Source organism: Type-F symbiont of Plautia stali (assembly GCF_059731105.1).
The window spans coordinates 3,022,653-3,049,010 of record NZ_AP035909.1 but is presented as its reverse complement, the minus strand read 5'-3'; the positions used below and the strand labels follow the sequence as shown (position 1 = coordinate 3,049,010).

The following is a 26,358-nucleotide window of genomic DNA, read 5'->3' as shown; positions in this document are numbered from 1 at the left end:
TCCTGACCGTTTTACTGTGTGAAAAAGTCTGCGTAAGCTCAGCCGGACAACAATATTTTTATCAGTTGTCATTTGACAACTTGTTAATCCGGCGGGAGGATAGGGAGGACGTGCGAAAGGAGAGGCATATGGAATATTGTTTTACATTACGGTTCAGCCTGCCGGAAGGGCATGCGCCGGCAGATGAGATGATGGAAGTGCTGGCCGCAGCCGGCTGTGACGATGCGCTGATCGGTCTGGGGATGCCGGGGCGAATCGCACTGGAGTTTACCCGGGAGTCAGGCTCTGCGACGGAGGCACTGGCAGAGGCAGAAGCGGCGGTCCTGCGCGCGATACCGGGTGCCACGCTGGTGGAAGCGGCGCCTGACTTTGTGGGACTGACTGATGTAGCCGAGCTGATCGGCATGTCGCGGCAGAACATGCGCAAGCTGATGCTCAGCCACCGCCCGCCATTTCCGCTGCCGGTGCATGACGGCAAAACCGCCATCTGGCACCTGGCAGATGTACTGGAGTGGCTGAACCAGCGCGGTAACTATGTGCTGCCGGTGGCGACCCGGGAACTGGCGCAGGTGACGCGCCAGCGTAATCTCAGCGGGTCACTGCAACGCTACGGTCTGCTCGCCTGAGGATCAGTGCGTGGTCAGAAACAGCGTCGCCAGTCCCAGGAAGATAAAGAATCCGCCGGTGTCGGTGATGGCGGTAATCAGAACGCTGGAGCCGACGGCCGGATCGCGCTTCAGTCTGGTCATTACCAGCGGTACCAGCACGCCCATCAGCGCCGCCAGCAGCAGATTAAGCGCCATGGCCAGCATCATGACGCCGCCCAGCGCCATATTGTCATACATCAGCCAGGTGATGCCGCCCATGATGCCGCCCCAGAAGAGGCCGTTGATCAGCGCCACGCCCAGTTCACGGACGATAAGAAACGAGAAGTTCCCCGGCTCCACCTGATGCAGCGCCAGCGCGCGCACAATCATGGTGATCGTCTGGTTACCAGTGTTGCCCCCGATCCCGGCCACTATCGGCATCAGTGTCGCGAGGGCGACGATTTGCGAGATGGTCCCTTCAAACAGCCCGATAACGCGTGAGGCAACAAAGGCGGTACAGAGGTTGATCGCCAGCCAGGCCCAGCGTTTACGGACTGACTTATGCACCGGGGCAAAGACATCCTCTTCCTGACTGATACCGCCCATCTTACGGATATTGCTTTCGTTTTCGGCGTTGACCAGGTCGATGATATCTTCAATGCTTACACGGCCAATCAGTTTGCCTTTTGCATCGGTAACGGCGGCAGAGATGAGGTTATAACGTTCAAAGGCGCTGGCGGCGTCTTCAGCCTTGTCATTAAGCTGGAAGGTGGTGGGGCGTGCGTTCATCACCTCGCTCACCAGCGTGTTGGGCTTATTCAGCAGGATATCGGTCAGCAGCAGTTCACCCAGCAGCTGATTATCTTTATTCGTGATGAAGAGTTTATCGGTGCCGCCCGGCATACTTTTGCGCTTGCGCAGGAAACGCTGCACCGTCGCCAGCGTGACATCTTCTCGCACCGTCAGGATGTTGAAATCCATCACCCTGGCGACGCGGTCGCGGTCAAACTGCACCATGCTGAGCATCCGGGCGCGCAGGCCAGGTTCCACCGTGGCCAGCAGGCGTCCGGTCAGATCACGCGGCAGATAGCGCGCCAGCCAGACCTGATCGTCGATATCCAGCGGCTGGATGGCGCGCAGGATATCGCGGTCGCTCATCTCCTCCGTGAGGCTGGCCCAGACCGTTTCTGATGCTTCAACCAGCACGTGACCGCGTCGCTCGTTTGGCACCAGCCGCCATAGCGCCTGGCGCTCCTCTTCCGGCAGGGCTTCGAGAATATCGGCAAGGTCAGCGGCATGCAGCTGAAGAATATCCTGTTCCAGCGCTTCACGCTGGGCCGCATTTTCACGTTGCTGTTCAGGCGGCTGATCGCCGGATTTCTCCAGCAGGGCATCAACCAGATCGTGTTCATTGAGCAGCAGCGTCAGAATGCGATGACGGGTTTCACTTAAACGTTGAGAGTGAGAGGCAGACACATTGGATCCCTTTAGTCTGAAAGCACCAGCACGAAGTGTAGCGTTTCGCCTGAAAAAGGGATGCAAAAAAGCGTCCGATCGGTCGGATAACGTTTTAAATTCAGTTCAGAAGGGGACTGTGCGTTAGCGGGTATCGCCTGATGTCACTGTAACAGGTCCAGGCGTCGCTTTCTGTTGCTGATGATGTTCGAAGGCAGCAGGCAGGATGAAAATCAGGCGACTAAAGAGAATGATAAAACTGATCAGCAACACGATGCGGGTCATGGTGCCGGTTTTCTGACGTCTTCGGGGAGAAATAGCGCTGTTCACGCGGGGTGGTTCCTGTAGTGACCCTCATCGGGGCGATTGCAATATTTAGTCACAGTCGCCCGATGAAATCAATCACTGTTGAAAAAAACAGCAGATAATGATCAGTAACTCGCTTTCTGCGCCAGCAGCGTGGCAAAGCGGCAGGTGATGCGCTGGCCGTTTTCATCTTTACGGTGCAGCTGGCCGGGATGCTCGTTGTACTTCACGATGTGCCAGTTGCGATAGTAGTGACTGAGTTCACCCGATTTAAACGCAAAAGAGAAATCAGCCGGGCAGGGCATATCGTCCGTATTCATCGCCGCGACAATCAGGTTAAAGCCATATTTCACCGTGCAGGCCTGCATGTCCGCAATCAGCTGTGGAATGGTCTGCGGCTGCAGAAACATCATCACCACGGTCGACAGCACAAAGTCATAGCCGCCATTAAAGCGCGTCGTGTTCAGGTCATGCTGCGCGGTGTGGATACCGCTGAGGTTTTCCTGCGTCACAATCTCCTGCAGGCGCGCCAGACTTTGTGGATTGTGATCCCACGCCGTCACGTCAAATCCCTGCTGATTCAGAAACAGCGTGTTACGGCCCACGCCACAGCCAAGATCCAGCGCCTTGCCGACGGTGAGCTGGGGCAGCGCCGCAACCACTTCAGAGTGAGGCGGAGTCAGGCCATAGGTTTCGGCGAAGTAGTTTGCGCCTGAAAGCAGTGTGGTTGGTTGTGTCATAGTCATCAGTTCAGTTAAAAGGGCGCCTGGCGCCCGTAAGGTCAGGCTTCTTCTTTAAGGATCAGTTTCCATCCCGTCACGTCATTCCAGTAAACCTGCTCACGTTCGAGATCGAGCTGAACCAGGTTGTTCTGACTGAAATAGCCTGTAGGGAAGGTCAGCGTCCAGTGGCCGTCATCACACTTCAGGCTTAACGCATCCGGGCGCGTCGTGGCCTGGCGCTGATTATTGAGCAGCGTACCCAGGCGCAGCAGGAAAATCAGCGGGATAAACTGCTTTTTCTTGAACAGCGTGACGCGCGGCAGCTCATCGAGTTTAATCGCTTTGCGATGGAATCTGACCAGCGCAGCCAGCAGCATCTGCTGGTCCTGATTGAAACCGGGCAGGTTGGTGTTTTGCAGGATGTAGGCGGAATGGCGCTGCAGCGCGCTATGGTTAATGGTCAGGCCGACTTCATGCAGCATGGCCGCCCACTTCAGCAGCGCAGCCAGTTGCGGATTGGCCAGCTTAGGATTCTGCTCGCTCCACTGCACATAAAGCTGCTCGGTGGTGTCAAGTACGCGTCGCGCCTGATCGCTGTCGATGGCGTAGTGATTCGCCAGACTCTGTGCGGTCCGGCTGCGAATATCCTGATGGCGGAAGCGGCCTTCCATCTCATAGAGCACGCCTTCACGCAGCGCACCGTCAGAGAGGCGCAGCTCGCGGATCGCCAGCGCATCAAAGACGCCACAGAGAATCGCCAGTCCCGGCACGAAGACGTTTTTGCGCTCTTCAGAGAGGCCCGGCAGGCTCAGTGCCGCAAAGGATTTATGCTTCATCACCTCGTCATAGAGCTTGTCGAGACGCTCAGGGGTGATCAGTTTCTCTTTCTCATCCATCGCCTGCAGCACTTCACAGGCGGCTTTGATGGTTCCGGACGCCCCAAGCGCATATTTCCAGCCATGCAGACGGTACTGCCACGCCAGCGTTTCCAGCTTCTGCGCGGCCGCTAAACGGGCACGACGGAAGTTTTCACGGCTGATTTCCCCCTTAGGGAAATAGAGCTGGGCGAAACTGACGCAGCCCATGCGGCGGCTCTCAACCAGCTGCGGTTCAAAATCCTCGCCAATCACCAGCTCGGTTGAGCCGCCGCCGATGTCGATCACCAGCTTGCGGCCTTTTTCCGGCTGCGTATGCTCCACGCCCATAAAGATCAGACGCGCCTCTTCATGACCTGAAATCACCTCGATCGGGTAGGGGATCACCTCAGCCGCCCGCTGCAGGAAGGTTTCGGCATTTACCGCCTCACGCAGCGTATGGGTGCCGACAATCGTCACGTTGCTCGGGCTGAACCCTTGCAGGCGCTCGGCGAACAGCGCCAGACAGGCTAAGCCGCGCTCCATCGCCTCTTCGCTGAGTTTGTGCTGAGCATCCAGCCCGTCAGCCAGATGGACGCGCTGCTTCAGGCGACCCAGCACCTGCATCGCACCGTCGACGACCCGCGCAATCACCATATGGAAACTGTTCGAGCCCAGGTCAATCGCCGCAAACTCCTGGGGTTTAGGCGTACTTTTATGAGAAATTGGCATAGGATTTAGTCAGGTTGTTCCAGTTTCTTGATGTAATCATAGATGGCCAGCTGCGAGCGCACTTTACGGCGATTGCCTCGCTGGACGTAATGGTTACTCAGCTCTTTGTCGACGATGCGGGCTTTCACCGTATCACTCAACTGAATGGCAATAATGTCGAGTATGCGCTGCCGGATGCGTGGATCGAGAATCGCCACCGCCACCTCGATACGGTAATCAATATTACGCGTCATCCAGTCAGCGGAGGAGAGGAACACCTTCTTATCGCCGCCATTCTCAAAAATATAGACGCGATCGTGTTCCAGATAGCGGTCAACAATACTGATGACGCGAATGTTCTCGCTGATCCCCGGCAGATCCGGGATCAGTGAGCACATGCCACGCACCAGCAGATTGACTTTTACCCCTACGCTGGAGGCTGTATAAAGCCGATCAACCAGCCCTTTGTCCACCAGATTGTTTATTTTCAGAGTAATGCCGGAGGGCTTCTGCTGCTGGGCATTGGCGATTTCGGTGTCGATCAGTTCATACAGCATCCGGCGTGAGTTCTGCGGAGACACCATCAGGTGATCGAACGTCACGGGCCGGTAGGGGTTCTCAATAAAGTTGAACACCCGACGCACTTCGTTGGTGATACGCGCATCGGCGGTCAGCAGGGAGTAGTCCGTGTAGAGCCGGGCGGTCTTCTCGTTAAAGTTGCCGGTGCCGATATGGGCATAGCGCACAATCTCTTCCCCTTCACGGCGTGAAATCAGGAACAGCTTGGCGTGGATTTTCAGGCCAGGGGCGGAGAAAATCACATGCACACCGGCTTCGGTCAGGCGTTTAGCCCAGTAGATGTTGGCTTCTTCATCGAAGCGCGCCTGCAGCTCAACCACCACCGTGACCTTCTTACCGTTATAAGCGGCGTGGATCATCGCATCCATGATGCGCGAGTGTTTGGCGACGCGGTAAATATTGATTTTGATCGCCAGCACGCTCGGGTCAAACGACGCCTGACGCAGCAGCTCCAGCACATGCTCAAAGGTGTGATAAGGATAATAGAGCAGTACGTCGCGGTCGCGGATCGCATCAAAGCCGTTGCGGTAGCCGTCGAAGCCAATATGGCGGATCTGCGGCAGCGGACGATTTATCAGGTTGTTTTTGCCGACGTTCGGGAAGCCGATGAAATCTTTAAAGTTGTGATAGCGACCGCCGGGCAGAATCGAATCGAAGTTAGAGATAGAGAGCTTGTGGCACAGCAGTTCAACCATCGCCTCCGGCATATCGCGCTGATAGACGAAACGCACCGGCTCCGCCGTCAGTCGCTGCTTCAGGCTGGAGGACATCAGCTCCAGCAGGCTCGACTCCATCTCCGTCACCAGATCGTACTCGGCGTCACGCGTCATTTTCATGGAATAGGCGTTGAGCGCGTCGTAGTCGTAAAAGCCTTTGAAAATATCATCCAGGCAGTAACGTAAAATGTTGTCGAGCAGGATCATCGGCTTACGGCGACGCGGTGGCTCCGCCGGAAGATTGATAAAGCGCGGCACCTTGTCGGACGGGATCTCCAGCAGCGCATAGCGGATGTCGTCACCCCGGATAATCTCGACCGCCAGGTAGGTGTAGTCATCTTTAAGAAATTCGGTCAGGTCGGTTTCATGGGTGATCAGAATCGGCGAGATGTGCTGACGCAGCTCATGCTTAAAGTAGTGACGCAGCCACGCCTGCTGATTGGGCGACAGCTGACGTTCGTTGATCAGGAAGATCTGGTTGCGCGCCATCTCCAGCAGCAGTTCGTTATAGAGGGCATCGAACTCCTGATCGGACTTCATCACCCGCTGCTGAATTTTCTTAAACAGATGACGTGGCGTACTGGCGGAACCCTGCTCTTCACCAATCAGAATACGGCGTTTCAGGTCGGCAAAACGCACTTTATAGAATTCATCGAGGTTGTTGGAGTAGATACCCAGAAAGCGCATCCGCTCAATCAGTGGATTGCTTTTATCTGCCGCTTCCTGCAAAACCCGTTCATTAAAGGATAACCAGCTCAATTCTTTTTCAATATAAAGCTTTACCTGACCCATTCTCACTCCATTTAGCGGTTGCAGGACTGAAGATCCAGTGTCCCTGAACATTATGGCGAGAGTATGGCAGCGTTGTCCAACGCCAGGAGTTGTCTTATCAACCCGCTACGGGCAACATAGCGGCTTATTTCAGCCTGCTGCCGGAACCGCATGAGCGTAAACCACATTCCTGTCCAATTCAGCGATCGTAAGCGTCGTGCCATTGACCGCCTGACGCGGCGGCTGGTCACCTGCTGCGGCGTGGCGATCCTGCTGCTGATGCTGCTGCTGTTCTGCTGGCTGATTGGAGTGGTACTGCCGCTGTTTACGGCGCCGGGTCTGCAAATCGCCTCCAGCCAGCAACTCTGGGATCGTGCGCCTGCATTAGCGATGGGCAATCAGGGCAAGGTCGGCTGGCGTATCAGCGAACGCGGCGCGGCGCGCTTTATTCCGCTGGATGGGCAGCCCGCAGAACCGGCACTGGCGCTGACGCCACCACCGGGTGCGACTGTGCAGAGTGCCGACGGGCAGACGCTGCTGCTCAATATTGAGGGAGCGCTGACGCTGCTGCAGCCCACAGCCGACCAGCAGTGGCGCTTTCCGCTGGGCGACAAACCCTTTCATTTACCCGCTGGCGCGGTGACGAAGATGGCGCTGGCAACCCGCCATGCCGATCAATGGCGTATCGCGGCGCTCACCCAGGCCGGACTTCAGGTGCTGACGATCGGCACCGATCGTCAGGCTGCTATTCTCTCGCTGCCTCAGCGTCAGCTTGATCTGCTGGCGCTTTCACCGACAGGCGATCTGCTCTACACCACGGAAGGCAACCTGCTGCGCGTCTGGCAGCTGGGTGATGCACAGGCCTCATTACGCGAAACGCACACCCTGCCGCAGCCGCCGCAAAGCCTGCACCTGCTGGTGGGCGGTGCAAGCCTGCTGATTCAGGATCGCAGCGGCGTGACACAGTGGTTTGCTGTGGCCGGCGAGCAGGGGCCGCGCCTCCAGCGCATAAAGACCTTCGCGCAGAGCGACGGTGAGACGCTTCTGGTGACGGAGCCGCACCGTCGCGTGTTCGCCACACTCAGCAGGCAGGGGCTGCTGCGGCTGTTCGCCAGCAAGCAGAGCGGCCCGATACTGGAGCGTCAGCTGGCGCCCGGCATCGTACAGGCGCAGTTTTCACCCCGCGGCGACAGCCTGCTGATTGAGCGGCCCGGACACTGGCAGATGCTGCGGCTCGATAACCCGTGGCCCGACGTCACGTGGCGTAATTTCTGGCAGAAAATCTGGTATGAGAACTATCCCGCGCCGGACTGGGTCTGGCAGTCGACCGCCGCGGGCGACGGCTATCAGGCAAAGTTCAGTCTGGTGCCGATGGTGACGGGCACGCTGAAAGCGGCCGGGTTAGCGCTGCTGTTTGCCACGCCGCTGGCGCTGGCCGCCGCCATGTACACCGCGTGGTTTATGGCCCCCGGCCTGCGACGCTGGGTGAAACCGGCGATTGAGATGATGGGGGCGCTGCCGAGTGTGGTGGTCGGGCTGATTGCCGGCCTCTGGCTGGCTCCGCATATTGGTCAGGCCCTGCTGGGGGTGCTGCTGCTGCCGCTCACCCTGGCGGGCGCGCTGCTGCTGTGCGGGGTATTCAGCGCCCGCTTACCGCCGCGCTGGCGTCAGCCCGGTCGCGAGGTGCTGATTCTGCTACCGCTGCTGCTGTCAGTGACGCTGCTGACGCTGTGGCTACCCGCTCGGTTTATGCCGGATGCCGGCGACTGGCTGCCGCATTATGAGCAGCGAAATCTGCTGGTGGCCGCACTGGCGATGGGCTTTGCGCTGGTGCCGCTGATCTTTACCCTCTCGGAAGATGCGCTCTTCAGCGTCCCTGCGGCGCTGGGACAGGGCTCGCTGGCGCTGGGCGCGACGCCGTGGCAGACGCTGACCCGCGTGGTGCTGCCCGGTGCCTCTGCCGGTATTTTTGCCGCGCTGATGGTCGGTCTGGGGCGCGCCGTGGGAGAAACCATGATTCTGCTGATGGCGACCGGCAACACCCCGCAAAGTGAAGGGGGCCTGTTCAGCGGCCTGCGCGCGCTGTCCGCCAATATCGCTATCGAGATGCCGGAAGCGGCGGCGGGCAGTGCTCACTACCGGGTGCTGTTTCTCAGCGCTCTGCTGCTGCTGCTGTTTACGCTGGTTATCAACACTATTGCAGAGCTGATCCGGCAGCGGCTGCGTCAGCGATACAGTCAGCAGGAGGAGCAGGCATGAAGGTGATGCGCCAGAACGTTCGCTGGCGGTGGTTAACCGCCGGCGCGGTAGCCGTCTGCCTGCTCGCCTTTACGCTGCTGATTGGTTTGCTGGCCTGGCAGGGGGTGCGTGCCTTCTGGCCGCAGCGCGTTGACCTTTACAGCTTCAGCCAGCCGGACGGCGGCGAGACGCGCCTGCTGGGTGAAACGCTGGAGCATCAGCGGCACTTTCCCGCCCCGGCCGATGAGCAGGGCAACCAGGGGGAGAAGGTTCATCGCTATCTGATTAAGACCGGTAACCGGGAGTGGGATGCGCCCGATTTCCGCGTGGTTTACAGCCGTCAGGCGGCGCAGGTCACTCAGCCCGCCGATGTCATGGTGCTGCAGCGGCGCGGCCACGGTCAGGCCTATGGCTGGTTTGTCGGGCTGCGTGAAGACAATGAAGAGTTAACCGCCAGAGACCCGGATGCGCTGCTGCATCAACGGCTCGGGCAGGTGCAGACCCTGGTGCGCCAGGCCAGCCAGATCCGCCGCGTCGATATGGCGCGTCTCAACAGCCAGCGGGAGCAGTTAGACGAGCAGGCGGAGGCACGACGGGCCGCCGGACGCTTTGATCTGCAGACCGAGTCGGAATTTCAGGCCAATCAGGCCGCCCTGCAGCGCCGTTTCAATCAGCTGAGTGAGACGCTGGCCTCTCTGCAGCAGCAGAGTCAGCGCGATCTGCTGATCCTGCGGGATGTGCACGGCACCGAACATGCGATTCCGCTGACCGACATTGTGGACAGCTGGAAGCCCAATGCGATGACGGCAGGCGGCAAAATGCTGCATTTCCTGCATCAGCTGTGGCGCTTCGTCAGCGACTCCCCGGCGGAGGGCGAGAGTGAATCGGGCGCGTTTCCGGCCATTTTCGGCACCGTGCTGATGGTGCTGCTGATGTCGGTGGTGGTGATGCCGCTGGGCGTGATCGCGGCAATCTGGCTGCATGAATATGCCGGACGTCATGCGCTGACCCGGCTGGTGCGTATTGCGGTGGTCAATCTGGCGGGCGTCCCCTCGATTGTCTATGGCGTCTTTGGCCTGGGCTTTTTCGTCTGGCTGGTGGGCGGCACGATAGACCAGCTCTTCTTCGCCAGCGCGCTGCCCAATCCGACGTTTGGCACGCCAGGGCTGCTGTGGGCCTCACTGACGCTGGCGTTACTGACGCTGCCGGTGGTCATTGTCGCGACCGAAGAGGGACTGTCCCGTATTCCCAACAGTCTGCGACAGGGGTCGCTGGCGCTGGGCGCAACGCAGGCGGAAACCCTGTGGAATGTGGTGCTGCCTATGGCGGTGCCCGCGATGCTGACCGGTCTGATCCTGGCGGTGGCGCGGGCGGCCGGGGAAACCGCACCGCTGATGCTGGTGGGGGTAGTAAAAATGGTGCCGGAGCTGCCGGTAGATGCGGTGTTTCCTTATCTGCATCTGGATCGCAAGTTTATGCATCTGGGCTTCCAGATTTACGATCTGGCGTTTCAGAGCCCGAATATTGAAGCTGACCGGCCGCTGGTGTTTGCCACCGCGCTGCTGCTGGTGCTGATTATTCTGTCGCTTAATCTGCTGGCGATGGCCCTGCGTCACCGTCTGCGTGAACGCTATCGCCTTATGACTCAATAACAGGCTATGACTATGATGTCCGACACGGATATGGCGCTTACCGTTAACCATCTGTCGCTGTGGTATGGCGAGCGCCAGGCGCTGCAGGATATTTCGCTGCAGGTGCCGAAAAACAGGATCACCGCGCTGATTGGTCCCTCAGGCTGTGGTAAATCGACGCTGCTGCGCTGCTTTAACCGCATGAATGATGTGATCGATCACTGCCGGGTTGAGGGAGAGGTGCTGCTGGGCTCGCTGCCGATACTGCGACCGGAGCAGGATCTCTCCGCGCTGCGGCGTCGGGTCGGGATGGTGTTTCAGCGGCCGAATCCGTTTCCCAAGTCGATCTATGAGAATGTGGTTTACGGGCTGCGCCTGCAGGGGGTACGCGACCGGCGGGTGCTGAACGAAGCCTGTGAGCGTGCGCTGCGTGCGGCGGCGCTCTGGGGCGAGGTGAAAGATCAGCTGTCTCAGAATGCGCTGACGCTCTCGACCGGACAGCAGCAGCGGCTGGTGATTGCCCGCGCTATTGCGATTGAACCGGAGGTTCTGCTGCTGGATGAGCCGACCTCTGCGCTGGACCCCATTTCGACGCTGGTGATTGAAGAGCTGATGACCACGCTGAAGCAGCATTTCACCCTGGTGCTGGTGACGCATAACATGCAGCAGGCTTCTCGCGTGTCAGATTACACCGCATTCATGCATCAGGGGGTGCTGGTGGAGTTTGATGAGACCGACCGTATCTTCACCGCGCCGAAACAGCGCCGGACCGAAGATTATATTACGGGGCGTTACGGCTGAGTCCGCAACGGGAAAGTGGCGCTCTGTCACTGGCTCAGGGGGCCTGTGTCCTGCGTAAAGACGCAAAAGACGCCCTCCATGGCGGGCTCAGCGCGGGCCCTCCATGGCCCGCTATGCTTTACTCCGGACACCGGCCCCCCTCGCTTCAGGTTTATCCGCTGTCTGTGGGACTTCCGGTGTATCAGTCGTTAGCATAGCCCTGCGGCGGCAATGGTTCGCCATCCAGCCAGGCCTTACCGTCACGCATCGCCAGCCGTCCCTCAACAAACCAGTCGATGACCAGCGGATAGATGGCGTGCTCCTGATGCTGCACCCGCTCCGTGATCTCCGCCTCCGTGTCGTCGGCAAAAATCGGCACTTTTGCCTGCAGGATCACCGGCCCGCCATCCAGCTCGTCAGTGACAAAATGCACTGACGTGCCATGCTCGCTGTCACCGTTCTCCAGCGCCTGACGATGCGTATGCAGGCCCGGATATTTCGGCAGCAGGGAAGGGTGAATATTCAGCAGGCGATCGTGAAAATGGGCCACGAATGCGCTGCTGAGAATACGCATATACCCCGCCAGGACGACAAGGTCGGGCGAGTACGCTTCAATCTCAGCGATCAGCTGGCGATCAAAGGCGTCCCGGTCGGTGAAATCGCTGGCGGCCAGCGCGTGAGCCGGGATGCCCGCCTCACGCGCCCGCGTTAAGCCAAAGGCAGCGGCGCGGTTGCTGAACACGGCAGCCACGCTGCCGTGAATGCGCCCGCTGGCGCAGGCGTCAAGGATGGACTGAAGATTGCTTCCGTTGCCGGAGATCAGTACAACCAGCTTTTTCATCCGTTGATGACCACACGCTCTTCCGCCTCTGACGCTTTGATCACGCCGAGCTTCCAGGCTTTCTCACCGGCCGCTTCCATCAGCGCAATCGCTTTATCCGCGTCGGCCGGGCTCAGGGCGATGACCATCCCGACGCCGCAGTTAAAGGTGCGGTACATCTCGAAACGGCTGACGTTACCGGCCTGCTGCAGCCAGCTGAAGACGGCCGGCCACTGCCAGCTCTTCTCATCAATCACCGCCTGGGTGTTGTCGGGCAGCACGCGAGGAATATTTTCCCAGAAGCCGCCGCCGGTCAGGTGTGCGATAGCATGCACATCGACCTGTTCAATCAGGCTCAGGATATTTTTCACGTAGATGCGGGTCGGTTCCAGCAGATGATCAGCCAGCGGTTTGCCTTCCAGCTGTTCGGTCAGCGGATCGGTGCTGCTGACTTCCAGAATCTTGCGCACCAGCGAATAGCCGTTGGAGTGCGGGCCGCTGGAGCCGAGGGCGATCAGCACGTCGCCATCCTGCACCTTGCTGCCATCAATGATTTCTGATTTTTCCACCACGCCCACGCAGAAACCGGCCACGTCATAATCTTCGCCGTGATACATGCCTGGCATCTCGGCCGTTTCACCGCCGACCAGCGCACACCCTGACTGCAGACACCCTTCGGCGATGCCGGTGATCACCGCAGAGGCAGTGTCCACGTCCAGTTTGCCGGTCGCGTAGTAATCCAGGAAGAAGAGCGGCTCAGCACCCTGTACCACCAGGTCGTTAACGCACATCGCCACCAGGTCAACACCAATGGCGTCGTGACGTTTGAGATCCATCGCCAGACGCAGCTTGGTACCAACGCCATCGGTGCCGGAGACCAGCACGGGTTCACGGTATTTCTGCGGCAGCGCGCAAAGCGCACCAAAACCGCCCAGTCCACCCATCACTTCCGGGCGACGCGTCTTTTTCACTACGCCTTTAATACGGTCAACCAGGGCATTACCAGCATCAATATCAACACCGGCGTCTTTGTAACTGAGAGAGGTTTTGTCGGTCACTGCGAGGTCCCCACGCGAGTTGCGGTTGGTGGTTAAAATAAAGCGCGGCAATTCTAACAGTGCAGGCAAACGTTTGCGAGTCCGGGATTGCGCATCGGACAATTTTCATTAATCCTTGTTTTATCCCGGCCAGACTCGCGGCTTTGCGCAAGGACAGGTGGCGCAGAGCGGAAAAGGCGGTATAATCCCGCGATTTTTTTTAGCTCAACTCATTCCGGGAGAACACCAATGAAGATCGTGGAAGTCAGACACCCGCTGGTCAAACATAAACTGGGCCTGATGCGTGAGCATGATATCAGTACAAAGCGCTTTCGTGAGCTGGCGTCTGAAGTGGGCAGCCTGCTGACCTACGAAGCGACCGCCGATCTGGAAACGGAGCGCGTCACCATTGAGGGCTGGAACGGCCCGGTTGAAATCGATCAGATCAAAGGCAAAAAGATCACGGTGGTGCCGATTCTGCGTGCCGGTCTTGGCATGATGGAAGGGGTTCTGGAGCACGTTCCCAGCGCCCGTATCAGCGTGGTTGGGGTTTACCGTGATGAAGAGACGCTGGAGCCGGTTCCCTATTTCCAGAAGCTGGTTTCTAACATCGAAGAGCGCCTGGCGCTGGTGGTAGACCCGATGCTGGCGACCGGGGGCTCAATGATCGCCACCATCGACCTGCTGAAAAAAGCGGGCTGCACCAGCATTAAAGTGCTGGTACTGGTTGCCGCCCCGGAAGGGATCGCTGCACTGGAGAAGGCACACCCTGACGTTGAGCTCTACACGGCGTCCGTGGATCAGGGACTGAATGAGAAGGGTTACATCATTCCCGGACTCGGCGATGCCGGGGACAAGATTTTCGGAACCAAATAAATCGCATAGCCGACCAGAGAGTCGGCTTTTTTTTGCAAAAAAAAGCTCTCCGACCGGGGCGGGTTTGCCGCAGGGCTGACCCGCGTGCCTGAGGCTGTGCCTGAAGCGCGCACCCGTGGGGAAAATAACATAAGGGGATAAATGATGACTCGTCGCGCCATTGGCGTCACTGAACGACCGCCGTTACTGCAAACCATTCCACTCAGCCTGCAACACCTGTTCGCCATGTTTGGTGCCACGGTGCTGGTGCCGATTCTGTTTCACATCAACCCGGCGACGGTTCTGCTGTTTAACGGCGTCGGCACGCTGATCTACCTCTTTATCTGTAAGGGCAAAATCCCCGCCTATCTCGGTTCCAGTTTCGCCTTTATCTCGCCGGTACTGCTGTTACTGCCGCTGGGCTATGAGGTGGCGCTGGGGGGATTTATCCTCTGCGGGGTACTCTTTTGCCTCGTGGCGCTGATTGTTAAACGCGCGGGAACCGGCTGGCTGGACGTGATGTTTCCGCCAGCGGCGATGGGCGCGATTGTCGCCGTAATCGGTCTGGAGCTGGCGGGCGTAGCGGCCAATATGGCGGGCCTGCTGCCGGCAGAAGGCAGTGCACCCGACAGTAAAACGGTGCTGATTTCGCTGGTGACCCTGGCCGTCACGGTATTTGGTTCGGTGCTGTTCCGCGGCTTCCTGGCGATCATCCCTATCCTGGTCGGCGTGGTGGCGGGTTATCTGCTCTCCGCGTTTATGGGCATCGTGGACTGGCGCGGCGTGGTCAGTGCCCCCTGGTTTGCCCTGCCGACCTTCTATACGCCGCGCTTTGAGTGGGTGGCGATGCTGACGATTCTCCCCGCCGCGCTGGTGGTGATTGCCGAACATATCGGGCATCTGGTGGTCACGGCTAACATCGTGAAGAAAGATCTCATCCGCGACCCCGGCCTGCATCGCTCAATGTTCGCCAACGGCTTATCGACGGTGATCTCCGGCTTCTTCGGTTCCACCCCGAACACTACCTACGGCGAAAACATCGGCGTCATGGCGATTACCCGTGTCTACAGTACCTGGGTAATTGGCGGTGCGGCGATTCTGGCGATCCTGCTCTCCTGCGTCGGCAAACTGGCGGCGGTGATCCAGGCGATCCCGGTGCCGGTTATGGGCGGCGTGTCGCTGCTGCTGTATGGCGTGATCGGCGCATCGGGTATCCGCGTCCTGATCGAATCGAAAGTCGATTACAACAAAGCGCAAAACCTGATCCTGACCTCGGTGATCCTGATCATTGGCGTCAGCGGCGCGAAGGTGCACATCGGCGCGGCAGAGCTGAAGGGCATGGCGTTAGCGACGATCGTGGGCGTCGGACTCTCATTGATCTTCCGGGTGATCTCGCTGCTGCGTCCGGAAGAAGTGGTGCTGGACGCCGAAGAATCCCGCGAGCCCTGATCGCATCGTGACGGACAGGATCGGGGCAGGGACGCCCCATTCATCTCTTTCTGAAAACTGTGGTAGACTTCCCCCGATTTTTTGCTTGTTCTCTTGCTGAGGTGCTTCTGAACACGCCGGCACAATTGTCATTGCCACTCTATTTACCTGACGATGAAACCTTCGCCAGCTTCTGGCCGGGGGAGAACCCGTCGCTGATTGCCGCGCTGAAAGGCGCTCTCAGCCAACAACATGGCAGCTATCTCTACTTCTGGTCACGCGAAGGCGGCGGGCGGAGTCATCTGCTGCACGCCGCGTGCGCCGAAATGTCCGCACGCAGTGAAGCGGTGGGGTATGTGCCGCTGGACAAACGCACCTGGTTTGTACCGGAAGTGCTGGAGGGGATGGAGCAGCTGTCACTGGTCTGCATCGATAACATTGAGTGCATTGCCGGTGAGCCGGAGTGGGAGATGGCGATCTTCGATCTCTATAACCGCATTCTGGAAACCGGCAACACGCGGCTGTTCATCACCGGCGATCGTCCACCGCGCCAGCTGAATCTTCAGCTGCCCGATCTCGCCTCGCGCCTGGACTGGGGGCAGATCTATCGCCTGCAGCCGCTCTCCGATGAAGATAAACTGCAGGCGCTGCAACTGCGCGCCGGGTTACGCGGCTTTGAGCTGCCGGAGGATGTGGGACGTTTCCTGCTGAAGCGACTGGATCGTGAAATGCGCACCCTGTTTGAGACGCTGGATCGGCTGGATCGTGCCTCGATCAGCGCCCAGCGCAAACTTACCATTCCCTTTGTTAAAGAGACGCTCGGCCTTTAAAGAATGTCGAGCACCGCTTCCGGCGGACGTCCGATTCGCGCCCGATGGCCCTTGATCACAATCGGCCTTTCAAGCAGTTGCGGATGGGCGGCGAGCGCGTCCAGCAGCGCACTTTCCTCTTTATCACTCAACGCCAGTTCGCTGTAGAGCGCTTCTTTCGTGCGCATCAGCTGGCGTGCGCTCTGCATCCCCAGTTTCTGCAGCAGACTCTGCAGTGTCTCGCGGTCAGGCGGCGTCTGCAGATAGAGCACCACTTCCGGTGTCAGGCCGCGGGCGTTCAGCAGGGCCAGAGTTTCTCGACTCTTGCTGCAGCGCGGGTTGTGGTAAATCGTCACCATGTCAGGCTCTCCCTTTCTGGCTGTTATGCTCAGCCTTTCTGATATTGTTTGAAACGCTGCTGCAACTGACGCAGCTGATCGATACGGGCATCGTAGCGCGCCTGTTTCAGGCTGCCGAGCGGCACCTGGGCGCTGGCGCTGCTCAGTGCGCTAATCGCCTGATCGAGCTGACCATTCAGTGCCAGACTCTCGGCCCGCGCCGAGAGCTCCTCATCATTCAGCCCCTGCTGAGCAGAAGCCTGCGCCAGTAAATCCCAGCCGTTGGGGTCATCCTTGTTTGCCCAGGTGTAGCGATTCAGAATGCGGCTGGCGCTGGCATACTGTTTCGCTTCCACATAGGCATTCGCCAGGTTGAGCTGCACCACCGGGCTGTTTTTCGCCCCGGTAGCCGCGGTGAGCAGGGCAATCGCCTGCTGCGGCTGGTTCAGACCGATATCGATATCGGACATTATGTCGAGGAACCAGACATTACCGGGCTGCTTCGCCAGCAGCGGGGTCATAATCCGCTTCGCGTCGGCAAAACTCTTCGCCTGCAAAAACTGTATCGCTTTGCCATATTGTGAGGCCAGCTGCTCACGCGAATTGCCGCTGGCATACTGGCTAAGCAGTTCGTCAGTAAGCTGATTGCGCCCGGTGGAGTACATGCCCAGCGCCCGGACCTTCGCCAGATAGAAATCTTCCGTCGACTGCACGACTACTGGCCGCATCTGGTTGGCGCGGTTTCGGGCATCCGCCAGACGGCTGTCGGGCAGGGGGTGCGTCAGCAGAATTTCCGGTGGCTTTGACGAGAAGCGGCTCTGATCGGCCAGCTTCTGCAAAAAGTTCGGCATCGCCTGCGGATCGAATCCGGCGCGCTGCAGCACCTGAATCCCGATGCGATCTGCCTCCTGCTCATTGCCCTGGGTAAAGCTGATGATCCCCTGCTGGGTGCCCGCCAGCGTACCGGTCAGTGCGGCCATGCCCGCCTGCGGACTCGCCATCGCCAGCAGAATAGAGCCCAGCGCACCGACCCAGGTCAGCGGCGCATTGCGCTTCTGATCTTCCATCGCGCGCGCCAGATGGCGCTGGGTAACGTGAGAAATCTCATGCGCCATTACCGACGCCAGCTGGCTTTCATTCTCGGTAAAGCGGAACAGCGCGGAGTGCAGCACCACATTGCCGCCAAAAAAGGCAAAGGCGTTCAGCTCATCGTTCTGTATCAGAAAGAAGTGGAACGGCGTTTTCACCGAGTCAGCGTGCGCAACAAGGCGCTGGCCGAGCTGATTGATGTACTGATTAAGAAGCGGATCGTTGATCAGCGGTGCGCTGGCGCGAAGCTGGCGGACATAGAAGTCGCCCATCTGCAGCTCCTGATTAATCGACAGCGTCGAACCGGCCGTGGTGCCAATATCGGGAAGAGAATCACTGACATCAGCGTAAGCCGGTGACAGCGTGGACAGAATGAGCGTCGGCAGAAGCGCGGCGATCAGCGTTTTTTTTAACCGGTTCAACATGCCTTAATCCTGTAGAGAGGCTCTGAAAAGAGACAGGTGCGCAGCGGGTAGGTTCCCTTTTCCGCAGATAACGACGGTTTGCGCCTATCTTAACCAGTGCCCGAAAAGAAAGAAATGCTGTTTTCGGGGCCAGCCGGCGGCGCGGTTTGTGCAAGATCAGCGAATATAACGAAAAAATTTGAACATCCCTGAAACCTAAACCGTAGTTAAACGGATAAGCCAGGGCAGGGGATTGCCCGCGCCGGCGCGCAATTATACAACGGCTTATTTACCCTGCTGATCGAGTCCGGCATGAATAAAGCAGAATCTTCTGTCGGTCTTCTGACGTTAATCCGCATTACTTTTTAAAGTTATGTAAATTCACTCAAAAAAACTGAATATGGCATGATTTTTTCCAGGCCAAATCTGAAAAAAACAGCGAAACGCATGGGTTTAATCCTTTTTTTACATTGATAAATTCAATCGTTATTCCGGCCATATCTGTTTTTTTCTATTTAACGCTGGCTGTTATTTTTTAAATCTTTCCCCTGTCGCCATAAATAAGGCGGCCCTTATCGCGGGCCAGTGATAAGAAGACGGCTTTAAGCAGCTAATGAAATTTTTCGATTAATTCAGGCGGTGAATCATTTCTGCTGTCATCAGCAGCGTGCCTGCCCGCCTTTCCTTCAGGAGAGAATCACGTCCGCGCTGTGATATAGATAGCCGACCTGATTCAGTCCTGAATCGGCCAGAGATTATTTGCCGGAGAGAAGTGTTATGCGTTCAGCTATTTCGTACGCGTTAATCGCCATTATCGGTGGCGTAGTGGGTGCGGCTGTTACACAGAGTGGCACTATTTATGACAAAGTCACACGCCATTTTGTCTCAGAGCCTCAGGAACCCGCCGGATTCTGGAGTACACCGGCGATTGAAGGCTACGGCAAAATTCATTATGAGCCTGATGCCGCTTTTAAGCCGGTGCCGGGTCTGAGTAATAAAATTGTTTTCCAGATCACCCGCAGCGATGGCGCGATGACCGCACCCAATCTGGGACTGGAGCGCGTCGCGCGGGTAGTGAATCTTTATATCGCCTCTGGCGTTCCGGCCGATCAGCTGAAGTTTGTGGTTTCGGTTACCGGTGACGCGACCCCCGCCATGCTGGATAACGCCCATTTCAAACAGTTTTATGGCATCGACAATCCCAACCTGAAGCTGATTAACGAGCTGAATCAGGCGGGTGTAAAAGTCTCCGTGTGCGATCAGTCGGTGGCCTTCCACCACTATCCCAACAACTGGATTGATAAATCCGTTGTGCACGCGCTTTCCAGTCCAACCACGGTCTCAACGCTGCAAAACCAGGGGTATGCGTGGCTGGCAATGTAATTAACGTTTTATTTAATCGGGAGAATATCTGATGCGTCCAGCAGCTTTAGTGGTGGTGGCAGCCGTCGCGGGATTTATTGGCGGCAATGTTTTACAGCTGCCCGCTTTATTTGGTAAGGCCAGCGATAAACTGGCGGAGAATAAAACCGAGCCTGCCGACTTCTGGAGTACACCGGCAATTGAGGGGTATGGCAAAATACATTATGTCGATACGCCAGCCTTTAAACCCGGCACAACGACAGGCCTGAGTAATAAAATCGTCTTTCAGATCAACCGCAGTGAAGGGGATATTCGTAAGCCGAATCTCGGTCTGGAGCGCGTCGCGCGTGTAACCAACCTCTATTATGCGGCGGGTGTTCCGCTCGATCAGCTGAAATTTGTGGTATCCATTAACGGCGACGCGGTTTCATCTGCCCTGAACAATGCGCAGTTCAGCAAAGCCTACGGTGTCGATAACCCGAACCTGAAATTAATCAGCGAACTGAAAAAAGCGGGTGTGCAGGTCACTATCTGTGACCAGTCAGTGGCGTTTCATCAGCTGGAGCGTGACTGGATCGACCCGATGGTCACCCACACGATCTCCAGCGGCACCACGGTCGCCACCCTGGAAAACAGCGGTTACGCCTTCCTGATGCTCTGATCCTCCTGACAGCGGCGTCATTGCCGCTGTCATCTGCTGCGCTTTGCTTTTCCTGTAAGGCGGACCGGCCTTACTCCTTTCTTCTCACCGGATGCGCCCTGTCGCTTCAGGCTGGCCTTAATTGCCGCGCCTCCCACAGTAAAACGTCATGTTTACCGGGATTCAGGACCTCTATCCATCGTGCTTTTTCCCTGTCAGCAGGTAAGCCCCGATCATTAAATCAGTGCCAGGATAATTTGTATTTAGTCGGCTGAAATTTGTCTTAATGCTGCTCAAAAAGGCCAGCAGGGTGTAGACTTAAGCCCGGATTATCAGCTGGCTTTCATTAAAAAAATAATCAGGCATTCATGACATGACTTCCTTCTTCGGGGCGGCAACGCCATGCTAAAGCTGTTTCGGCCTAAAGCCGATTTGCGCAATCTGATCGCCCTGCTGGTCATTGTCAGTATTGTCATTACGCTCGCCAACACACTTTACGCCACCTGGCGCGTGCAGCGTCAGGTGCTGATCGATTCCACGCTTGAAGCTAACCGCGCCTATGCCGCCAAGCTCGCCTCTACCAGCGAAATCTTCTTCCAGCTGGCGCAGTCACAGCTGCACTTCAGCGCCAATCAGCTCAGCCGTGACTTCAATAATGATGCGTTGCTGAGCAGTGAGGTCAACCGCCTGCGTGAGCAGACCACCAGTTTTAACTCGGTGGTGGTGGTGGACGGGCAGGGTGTGGTCAAAGCGATCTCGCCTGAGTCCCTGACCCTGAAAGGCATGCATCTCACCAGTGATGCCTCGCGCGAAGCGCTGACGCTGCGGCAGCCGGCAATCAGCAAACCGACGCTGTCACCGGCTAATAATCTGCTGGTGTTTGTCTCGTGGCCGATCTGGAGCGAACAGGGCGACTATCTGGGCTACGTCGGCGGCACCATCTATCTGAAAAAGAAAAGTATTCTGAATGCGCTGCTGGGTGAACAGTTCTATCGTGATGGCACCACGGTCTATGTGCTCGACAGTAATAATGAGGTGCTGTATCACCAGAATCGTCAGCTGGTGGGCAAAACCCTGCCTGCCATCGTCAGTCCCAACGGTGAGGAGACTAACGGCTCGCTGATGATGACCGGTGCGGGAGAATCCACGCAGCTGGCCGGCTATGCCGTCGTTCCGACCACCGGCTGGACGGTGGTGGCCCTGAAGCCCATCAATGCCACGCTCGATCCGCTCTCCGGGCTGTTAATGAAAGTGCTGAAAAACTCGGTGCCGTTTGCGCTGCTGACCCTGCTGGTGGCTGTGGTGCTGGCGCGACTGATCGCCCGCCCGCTGTTTCAGCTGGCGCGCAAAGCCAGCCGGATGGATGCGCAGGGCGTCTCTAAGGAGATTGGCGGTATCAGCGCCTGGTATTTTGAGGCCGCACAGGTGAAGCGCGCGCTGCTCACCGGTATCGGCCTGGTGCAGGATAAAATCGGCCGTCTCAGCTCAGAAGCGCAGACCGATCCGCTCACCCAACTGCTGAATCGCCGGGGGCTGAACGCGGTCCTGGAGTATTACCGCACGCTGCGCCAGCCTTTCGCGGTGCTGGCGCTGGATATCGACCATTTCAAAAACGTTAACGACAGCTGGGGCCATGACGTCGGTGATCGGGTGATTCAGCAGGTGGCCAGCACGCTGCGTGCCAGCGCCCGTCACTCGGATGTGGTGTGCCGCAACGGTGGGGAGGAGTTTCTGATGCTGCTGCCAGGAACGTCGCTGGATGAAGCGCAGGTCATCGCAGAGCGGGTGCGGCAGGGCATTGCAGAAGCCTGGCTCAGGGATGTGGGGCGGATTACCCTCTCTATCGGCGTCGCGGCCTGGAAAGGAACGCAGGATGCCGGGCTGGAAGTGAGCCTGAAACAGGCGGATGCCGCGCTTTATGAGGCAAAGAATGCCGGGCGCAACTGCGTTATCGTTGTCCGATCTTAACGGTTCGGGAAGCGGGGAGGGCGGGGAAAGAGAAAGAAGAAGGGCGCGGCACCCAGGCTACCGCGCCCTTAAGATCATGCGGACTTGACGTAATCCAGCACCATGTCGTGGTGATTCGAGGTTTTGAAGTTATCAAACACTTTCTCAACCTTGCCCTCTGCATCCACCAGGAAGCTGATGCGATGAATGCCGTCATAGGTTTTACCCATAAACGTTTTTTCACCCCAGACGCCAAACGCCTGGCAGACTTCATGGTTTTCATCTGAGAGCAGGGTAAAGTTCAGCAGCTCTTTTTCCGCAAAACGTGACAGTTTTTCCGGTTTGTCGGTGCTGATACCCAGCACTTCCACACCCGCTTTTTTCAACTCATCCATGTTGTCACGCAGACCGCACGCCTGCACGGTGCAGCCTGGCGTCATCGCTTTCGGGTAGAAGTAGACCAGAACGCGCTGTCCCTGGAAGTCGGTCAGATTCACTTGTTCGCCGTCCTGATCGGGCAGGCTAAATGCGGGTGCGGTGTCACCGGCTTTCAGTGGATTCATCACATCTCTCCATTTTTTTATTCAGGCTGTGGGTAATACACCATCCAGCGAAAAACAACCAGAGGGAACGTTACCATCAGGGGGTATTTCACCACATAGCCGGTCACGTTTCAGTGGCAGTAATGTGGAGAAATAACTCCGGTTTATTTTCAAAGTTTAGCGCACCGCGCTGACAGATTCGCTGCTGTCGGCGTCTGACACACTATAGAGGCGCAGCGTGCCCTGGGCATTCAGCTCCTGACACAGCGCATTGAACGCCTGCTCAAAGGTGGTGCCGCTGGTGCGTGTCGGACTGTGTGCCGTCATCTGAATATAGAGTGTCGGCGGCAAACCCTGTTGCGCGGGGGTGATGCGCGACACCAGTTCGGCCACGTTCATCTGATGCTTATCAATGAGATCGGTAAAGCGCTCGATGATGTGCGGTGAATCGGCGACCTCAACCTGGATAAAGGCGGTATCAGGCATCGGCGGGCGTAACCGCGCGTTGGTACGCTTCATGACGATCAGCAGCTCCAGCTCTGCCCCTTTCAGCGGCAGCGTCGATTCAATTAGCGTGATCGCATTCCAGCTGCCGGACAGCAGCATGATAAACGTGAACTCATCCCCGAGCATGGCAAGACGACTGTCTTCAATATTGCAACCACAGCTGCTGACGTGTCGGGTAATGGTGTTGACGATACCCGGACGGTCAACACCGAGGGCGGTGATCACCAGATGATGGGGCTGAGATTGCGACAAAATGGCTTTTCCTCTGCTTTCGCTAATAACCATAAGGTAAACATAAAAAAAACTGCTGACAAGCGCGGGAATAGCGTGGCTTGCTTGCTTTTCCCTAAGCGTAAAACGTACCATGAAGCACTTGTTTGTCGAGGGGATCGCCAATGTTTACGGGAAGTATTGTTGCACTCGTTACGCCAATGGATGACAGCGGTAATGTCTGCCGGTCGAGTCTGAAAAAACTGATTGATTATCACGTCGCCAGCGGCACCGCGGCGATCGTTTCCGTCGGCACCACAGGCGAGTCTGCCACCCTGAGTCATGAAGAGCATGGCGATGTGGTGATGCTGACCCTGGAACTGGCCGATGGCCGTATTCCGGTGATTGCCGGAACCGGGGCTAATGCCACCGCTGAAGGCATCTCCCTGACGAAGCGTTTTGAACATTCCGGCGTGGTGGGTTGCCTGACCGTCACCCCTTACTATAACCGCCCGACGCAGGAAGGGCTGTTCCAGCACTTTAAAGCGATTGCTGACAGCACCAGCCTGCCACAGATGCTCTATAACGTTCCCTCACGTACCGGTTGTGACATGCTGCCGGAAACCGTTGCCCGCCTGGCCGAAATCAAAAATATTATCGGAATCAAAGAGGCAACCGGGAACTTATCGCGGGTTAGTCAGATCCAAGAGCTGGTTAATGAAGATTTCATTCTGGTGAGTGGCGATGACGCGACGGCACTGGACTTTATGCAACTGGGCGGCAAAGGCGTCATCTCGGTGACCGCGAACGTGGCTGCGCGCGAAATGGCGGAAGTCTGCCAGCTCGCACAGCAGGGCAATTTCGTCGAGGCACGCCGCCTGAATCAGCGTTTGATGCACCTGCACCAGACGCTTTTCTGTGAACCCAATCCTATCCCGGTGAAATGGGCAGCGAAGCAGCTGGGATTAATCGCTAACGACACGCTGCGTCTGCCAATGACGCCACTGACAGCAGCCAGCCAGCCGAAAGTGGAACAGGCGCTGGTGAAAGCGGGTTTGCGATAATTTAGGGAGTTTGAATGAATTACTCAGTAAAGCGGTCAACAATTGCCACAGTGGTGGGGCTTTCTACCCTGATGCTGTTGTCGGCCTGTTCAACCGATCAGCGTTATAAGCGCCAGGTCAGCGGCGACGAATCCTATCTTCAGGCCAGTGAACTGCATGAGCTGAAAGCGCCTGCCGGGATGATCCTGCCGGTGCAGCGTGGCGACTATGATGTGCCCCGCACCGCCAGTCAGGGCCCTACCGGCAAGCAGCTGGACATCCGTCCGCCAGCACAGCCGCTGGCACTGATGAACGGCACCCGCGCGCAGTTCAGTAACAACACCGGCGCGCTGATCATTGATAACAGCCGTGGCTCGGTCTGGTCGCAGGTCGTCAATGTGGTGCAGTCCTACAAATTCCCGATCGCCTCCCGCAATGATGCCGGTCAGCAGCTGACGACCGACTGGGTTCAGTGGAACCGTGCGGATGAAGATCAGCAGTACCGCGGTCGCTATCAGATCAGCGTGCAGTCGCAGAGCTATCAGCAGCTGCTGACCGTGCGTCTGCTGGAGCTGCAGCAGGATGGGAAAACCATCACTTCACCTGCCCAGATCCAGCGTTACACCGCGCAGATGCTGAATGACATCAGCACCGGCATGGACAAGATCGATACCGCCAGTGAAAACGCGGCAACCGGCCGGGTGAACGGCGCGATCGATGTGCAGAGCGGTGCCGATGATACCGGTCTGCCTATGCTGATCCTGCGAACGCCTTACAACGTGGCCTGGCAGCGTCTGCCAGACGCAATGAAACGCGTTGGCATGGAGGTGACTGACACCACCCGATCTACCGGCAGCATGAAGGTGACCTACAAGTCACTGAGCAGCAGCGACTGGGATTCCTTGGGCGCGAAAGATCCGGAATTGCCGAACGGCGATTACAAAGTGCAGGTCGGCGATCTCGACAACCGCACCAGTCTGCAATTCATCGACCCGAAAGGGCATGTGCTGACCCAGTCGCAGAACGATGCGCTGGTGGCCGTGTTCCAGGCGGCGCTGAACAAATAAAGTTGCCTCAGGCCGGAGATTCTCCGGCCTTTTTATTTTGTTTTTGGCATAATAGCGCGCGGCGAAGTAAACGATTGCGTCAAGGCAATCGCCGCAGCGGCGCTGGCCGCTGAACACCCGTTATTTCAAGTCTGGAGTGAACAAGATGCAAAAGCGAGCTGAGTTGTATCGCGGTAAAGCGAAAACCGTATACAGCACCGATAACCCGGATCTGCTGATACTCGAATTCCGCAACGATACGTCAGCAGGTGATGGCGCCCGAATCGAGCAGTTTGATCGTAAGGGAATGGTTAACAATAAGTTTAACCACTTCATCATGACCAAATTGCAGGAAGCGGGTATCCCGACCCAGATGGAAGCGCTGCTGTCCGATAATGAGGCGCTGGTCAAGAAGCTGGAGATGGTACCAGTAGAGTGTGTGGTGCGTAACCGCGCCGCAGGATCGCTGGTAAAACGTCTGGGCGTCGAAGAGGGCATGGTGCTTAATCCGCCGCTGTTTGATCTTTTCCTGAAAGATGATGCAAAGCATGACCCGATGGTCAACGAATCCTACTGCGAAACCTTTGGCTGGGTCAGTAAACAGAACCTGGCGCGGATGCAGGAGCTGACCTTTAAAGCTAACGAGGTGCTGAGCAAGCTGTTCGACGAGGCAGGTCTGATTCTGGTCGACTTCAAACTGGAGTTTGGTCTGTTCAACGGTGAAGTGACGCTGGGCGATGAGTTTTCCCCGGACGGTGCGCGCCTGTGGGACAAAGAGACGCTGGATAAAATGGACAAAGACCGTTTCCGCCAGAGCCTGGGGGGTGTAGTGGAAGCCTATGAGGCGGTGGCACAGCGACTGGGCGTTAAACTCGACTGAGTCTGACGACCGTGCAGAACATAAAAAGGAGAGCCCCGGCTCTCCTTTTTT

General features: G+C 57.5%; 24 protein-coding genes. 13 read left to right on the top strand and 11 right to left on the bottom strand.

What is annotated here, in order from left to right; translation table 11 throughout:
• Positions 1-128 precede the first annotated feature (128 nt).
• The gene (locus tag AC6I7A_RS14495) at positions 129-626 is read left to right on the top strand and encodes a helix-turn-helix transcriptional regulator (protein ID WP_058957407.1); all 498 of its coding nucleotides are present in this window, start codon (positions 129-131) and stop codon (positions 624-626) included.
• 3 nt (positions 627-629) lie between these two features.
• Here AC6I7A_RS14495 and mgtE read toward each other — a convergent pair whose 3' ends face one another.
• From mgtE to ppk1, 5 genes are all read right to left on the bottom strand, one after another.
• Positions 630-2,063, bottom strand: a complete 1,434-nt coding sequence (gene mgtE / locus AC6I7A_RS14490) for a magnesium transporter (protein WP_058957408.1) — start codon at positions 2,061-2,063, stop codon at positions 630-632.
• Positions 2,064-2,186: 123 nt separating this feature from the next.
• Positions 2,187-2,372, bottom strand: coding sequence for a YfgG family protein (locus AC6I7A_RS14485; protein ID WP_033736145.1), 186 nt, complete (start codon positions 2,370-2,372; stop codon positions 2,187-2,189).
• A 101-nt stretch (positions 2,373-2,473) separates the two neighbouring features.
• Positions 2,474-3,088 carry a tellurite resistance methyltransferase TehB gene (tehB, locus tag AC6I7A_RS14480; RefSeq protein ID WP_009088764.1) on the bottom strand — a complete coding sequence of 205 codons (615 nt, stop codon included), beginning with the start codon at positions 3,086-3,088 and terminating at the stop codon, positions 2,474-2,476.
• A gap of 41 nt (positions 3,089-3,129) precedes the next feature.
• Positions 3,130-4,656, bottom strand: coding sequence for an exopolyphosphatase (gene ppx, locus AC6I7A_RS14475; RefSeq protein ID WP_058957409.1), 1,527 nt, complete (start codon positions 4,654-4,656; stop codon positions 3,130-3,132).
• 5 nt (positions 4,657-4,661) lie between these two features.
• The gene (gene ppk1 / locus AC6I7A_RS14470) at positions 4,662-6,722 is read right to left on the bottom strand and encodes a polyphosphate kinase 1 (protein ID WP_046102362.1); all 2,061 of its coding nucleotides are present in this window, start codon (positions 6,720-6,722) and stop codon (positions 4,662-4,664) included.
• Between the two features lie 150 nt (positions 6,723-6,872).
• Here ppk1 and AC6I7A_RS14465 point away from each other — a divergent pair, with 150 nt between their 5' ends.
• Genes AC6I7A_RS14465 through pstB form a run of 3 tightly spaced genes read left to right on the top strand, consistent with a single transcriptional unit; the run spans position 6,873 to position 11,371 of the window.
• Positions 6,873-8,960: an ABC transporter permease subunit gene (locus tag AC6I7A_RS14465; RefSeq protein WP_058957410.1), complete on the top strand. Its 2,088-nt coding sequence runs from the start codon at positions 6,873-6,875 to the stop codon at positions 8,958-8,960.
• Positions 8,957-10,591, top strand: a complete 1,635-nt coding sequence (pstA, locus tag AC6I7A_RS14460; protein WP_058957411.1) for a phosphate ABC transporter permease PstA — start codon at positions 8,957-8,959, stop codon at positions 10,589-10,591. Before AC6I7A_RS14465 ends, pstA begins: the two co-directional genes overlap by 4 nt.
• Before the next feature lie 12 nt (positions 10,592-10,603).
• Positions 10,604-11,371 (top strand): phosphate ABC transporter ATP-binding protein PstB, encoded by a 768-nt coding sequence (pstB, locus tag AC6I7A_RS14455; protein WP_058957412.1) that lies wholly within the window; start codon positions 10,604-10,606, stop codon positions 11,369-11,371.
• Positions 11,372-11,552: 181 nt separating this feature from the next.
• On the opposite strand, the gene purN is transcribed toward pstB, so the two are convergent.
• Together purN and purM are read right to left on the bottom strand one after the other, a co-directional pair.
• Positions 11,553-12,191, bottom strand: coding sequence for a phosphoribosylglycinamide formyltransferase (gene purN, locus AC6I7A_RS14450; protein ID WP_058957413.1), 639 nt, complete (start codon positions 12,189-12,191; stop codon positions 11,553-11,555).
• A complete protein-coding gene (gene purM, locus AC6I7A_RS14445) occupies positions 12,188-13,228 on the bottom strand; it encodes a phosphoribosylformylglycinamidine cyclo-ligase (protein ID WP_058957429.1) in 1,041 nt (346 codons plus the stop codon). Before purM ends, purN begins: the two co-directional genes overlap by 4 nt.
• A 228-nt stretch (positions 13,229-13,456) precedes the next feature.
• On the opposite strand from purM, the gene upp reads away from it, so the two are divergent.
• From upp to hda, 3 genes are all read left to right on the top strand, one after another.
• Positions 13,457-14,083, top strand: a complete 627-nt coding sequence (upp, locus tag AC6I7A_RS14440) for a uracil phosphoribosyltransferase (protein WP_009088774.1) — start codon at positions 13,457-13,459, stop codon at positions 14,081-14,083.
• Between the two features lie 144 nt (positions 14,084-14,227).
• A complete protein-coding gene (uraA, locus tag AC6I7A_RS14435) occupies positions 14,228-15,511 on the top strand; it encodes a uracil permease (protein WP_046102358.1) in 1,284 nt (427 codons plus the stop codon).
• Between the two features lie 107 nt (positions 15,512-15,618).
• Positions 15,619-16,320 carry a DnaA inactivator Hda gene (gene hda / locus AC6I7A_RS14430; protein ID WP_219854829.1) on the top strand — a complete coding sequence of 234 codons (702 nt, stop codon included), beginning with the start codon at positions 15,619-15,621 and terminating at the stop codon, positions 16,318-16,320.
• Here hda and arsC read toward each other — a convergent pair.
• Together arsC and bepA are read right to left on the bottom strand one after the other, a co-directional pair.
• The gene (gene arsC / locus AC6I7A_RS14425) at positions 16,317-16,658 is read right to left on the bottom strand and encodes an arsenate reductase (glutaredoxin) (protein ID WP_058957414.1); all 342 of its coding nucleotides are present in this window, start codon (positions 16,656-16,658) and stop codon (positions 16,317-16,319) included. The genes hda and arsC overlap by 4 nt on opposite strands.
• Before the next feature lie 29 nt (positions 16,659-16,687).
• Positions 16,688-18,151: a beta-barrel assembly-enhancing protease gene (gene bepA, locus AC6I7A_RS14420; RefSeq protein ID WP_009088781.1), complete on the bottom strand. Its 1,464-nt coding sequence runs from the start codon at positions 18,149-18,151 to the stop codon at positions 16,688-16,690.
• A gap of 756 nt (positions 18,152-18,907) precedes the next feature.
• On the opposite strand from bepA, the gene AC6I7A_RS14415 reads away from it, so the two are divergent.
• The 3 genes from AC6I7A_RS14415 to AC6I7A_RS14405 all read left to right on the top strand — a co-directional run bounded on the left by AC6I7A_RS14415 (position 18,908) and on the right by AC6I7A_RS14405 (position 22,100).
• Positions 18,908-19,513, top strand: coding sequence for a DsrE family protein (locus AC6I7A_RS14415; RefSeq protein WP_058957415.1), 606 nt, complete (start codon positions 18,908-18,910; stop codon positions 19,511-19,513).
• Positions 19,514-19,544: 31 nt separating this feature from the next.
• A complete protein-coding gene (locus tag AC6I7A_RS14410; RefSeq protein ID WP_009088786.1) occupies positions 19,545-20,153 on the top strand; it encodes a DsrE family protein in 609 nt (202 codons plus the stop codon).
• 381 nt (positions 20,154-20,534) lie between these two features.
• Entirely contained in the window at positions 20,535-22,100 is a 1,566-nt protein-coding gene (locus AC6I7A_RS14405) for a sensor domain-containing diguanylate cyclase (protein WP_009088788.1), read from the top strand.
• A gap of 74 nt (positions 22,101-22,174) precedes the next feature.
• On the opposite strand, the gene bcp is transcribed toward AC6I7A_RS14405, so the two are convergent.
• Both bcp and AC6I7A_RS14395 read right to left on the bottom strand, forming a co-directional pair.
• Positions 22,175-22,642 (bottom strand): thioredoxin-dependent thiol peroxidase, encoded by a 468-nt coding sequence (gene bcp, locus AC6I7A_RS14400; RefSeq protein ID WP_009088790.1) that lies wholly within the window; start codon positions 22,640-22,642, stop codon positions 22,175-22,177.
• A 156-nt stretch (positions 22,643-22,798) separates the two neighbouring features.
• Positions 22,799-23,380 (bottom strand): glycine cleavage system transcriptional repressor, encoded by a 582-nt coding sequence (locus AC6I7A_RS14395; protein WP_058957416.1) that lies wholly within the window; start codon positions 23,378-23,380, stop codon positions 22,799-22,801.
• Between the two features lie 143 nt (positions 23,381-23,523).
• On the opposite strand from AC6I7A_RS14395, the gene dapA reads away from it, so the two are divergent.
• From dapA to purC, 3 genes are all read left to right on the top strand, one after another.
• Positions 23,524-24,402 carry a 4-hydroxy-tetrahydrodipicolinate synthase gene (gene dapA, locus AC6I7A_RS14390; RefSeq protein WP_009088794.1) on the top strand — a complete coding sequence of 293 codons (879 nt, stop codon included), beginning with the start codon at positions 23,524-23,526 and terminating at the stop codon, positions 24,400-24,402.
• A gap of 14 nt (positions 24,403-24,416) precedes the next feature.
• On the top strand, positions 24,417-25,448 hold the full coding sequence (gene bamC / locus AC6I7A_RS14385; RefSeq protein ID WP_058957417.1) for an outer membrane protein assembly factor BamC: 1,032 nt from the start codon (positions 24,417-24,419) through the stop codon (positions 25,446-25,448).
• Positions 25,449-25,593: 145 nt separating this feature from the next.
• Positions 25,594-26,307: a phosphoribosylaminoimidazolesuccinocarboxamide synthase gene (gene purC, locus AC6I7A_RS14380; protein ID WP_009088797.1), complete on the top strand. Its 714-nt coding sequence runs from the start codon at positions 25,594-25,596 to the stop codon at positions 26,305-26,307.
• The last annotated feature ends 51 nt before the right edge of the window (positions 26,308-26,358 follow it).

Coding starts and splice junctions, on each gene's coding strand:
- AC6I7A_RS14495 (WP_058957407.1), top strand. CDS start 129: ATGGAATATTGTTTTACATTACGGTTCAGCCTGCCGGAAGGGCATGCG.
- tehB (WP_009088764.1), bottom strand. CDS start 3,088: ATGACACAACCAACCACACTGCTTTCAGGCGCAAACTACTTCGCCGAA.
- ppx (WP_058957409.1), bottom strand. CDS start 4,656: ATGCCAATTTCTCATAAAAGTACGCCTAAACCCCAGGAGTTTGCGGCG.
- ppk1 (WP_046102362.1), bottom strand. CDS start 6,722: ATGGGTCAGGTAAAGCTTTATATTGAAAAAGAATTGAGCTGGTTATCC.
- AC6I7A_RS14465 (WP_058957410.1), top strand. CDS start 6,873: ATGAGCGTAAACCACATTCCTGTCCAATTCAGCGATCGTAAGCGTCGT.
- pstA (WP_058957411.1), top strand. CDS start 8,957: ATGAAGGTGATGCGCCAGAACGTTCGCTGGCGGTGGTTAACCGCCGGC.
- pstB (WP_058957412.1), top strand. CDS start 10,604: ATGATGTCCGACACGGATATGGCGCTTACCGTTAACCATCTGTCGCTG.
- purN (WP_058957413.1), bottom strand. CDS start 12,191: ATGAAAAAGCTGGTTGTACTGATCTCCGGCAACGGAAGCAATCTTCAG.
- upp (WP_009088774.1), top strand. CDS start 13,457: ATGAAGATCGTGGAAGTCAGACACCCGCTGGTCAAACATAAACTGGGC.
- uraA (WP_046102358.1), top strand. CDS start 14,228: ATGACTCGTCGCGCCATTGGCGTCACTGAACGACCGCCGTTACTGCAA.
- arsC (WP_058957414.1), bottom strand. CDS start 16,658: ATGGTGACGATTTACCACAACCCGCGCTGCAGCAAGAGTCGAGAAACT.
- bepA (WP_009088781.1), bottom strand. CDS start 18,151: ATGTTGAACCGGTTAAAAAAAACGCTGATCGCCGCGCTTCTGCCGACG.
- AC6I7A_RS14415 (WP_058957415.1), top strand. CDS start 18,908: ATGCGTTCAGCTATTTCGTACGCGTTAATCGCCATTATCGGTGGCGTA.
- AC6I7A_RS14410 (WP_009088786.1), top strand. CDS start 19,545: ATGCGTCCAGCAGCTTTAGTGGTGGTGGCAGCCGTCGCGGGATTTATT.
- AC6I7A_RS14405 (WP_009088788.1), top strand. CDS start 20,535: ATGCTAAAGCTGTTTCGGCCTAAAGCCGATTTGCGCAATCTGATCGCC.
- bcp (WP_009088790.1), bottom strand. CDS start 22,642: ATGAATCCACTGAAAGCCGGTGACACCGCACCCGCATTTAGCCTGCCC.
- dapA (WP_009088794.1), top strand. CDS start 23,524: ATGTTTACGGGAAGTATTGTTGCACTCGTTACGCCAATGGATGACAGC.
- bamC (WP_058957417.1), top strand. CDS start 24,417: ATGAATTACTCAGTAAAGCGGTCAACAATTGCCACAGTGGTGGGGCTT.
- purC (WP_009088797.1), top strand. CDS start 25,594: ATGCAAAAGCGAGCTGAGTTGTATCGCGGTAAAGCGAAAACCGTATAC.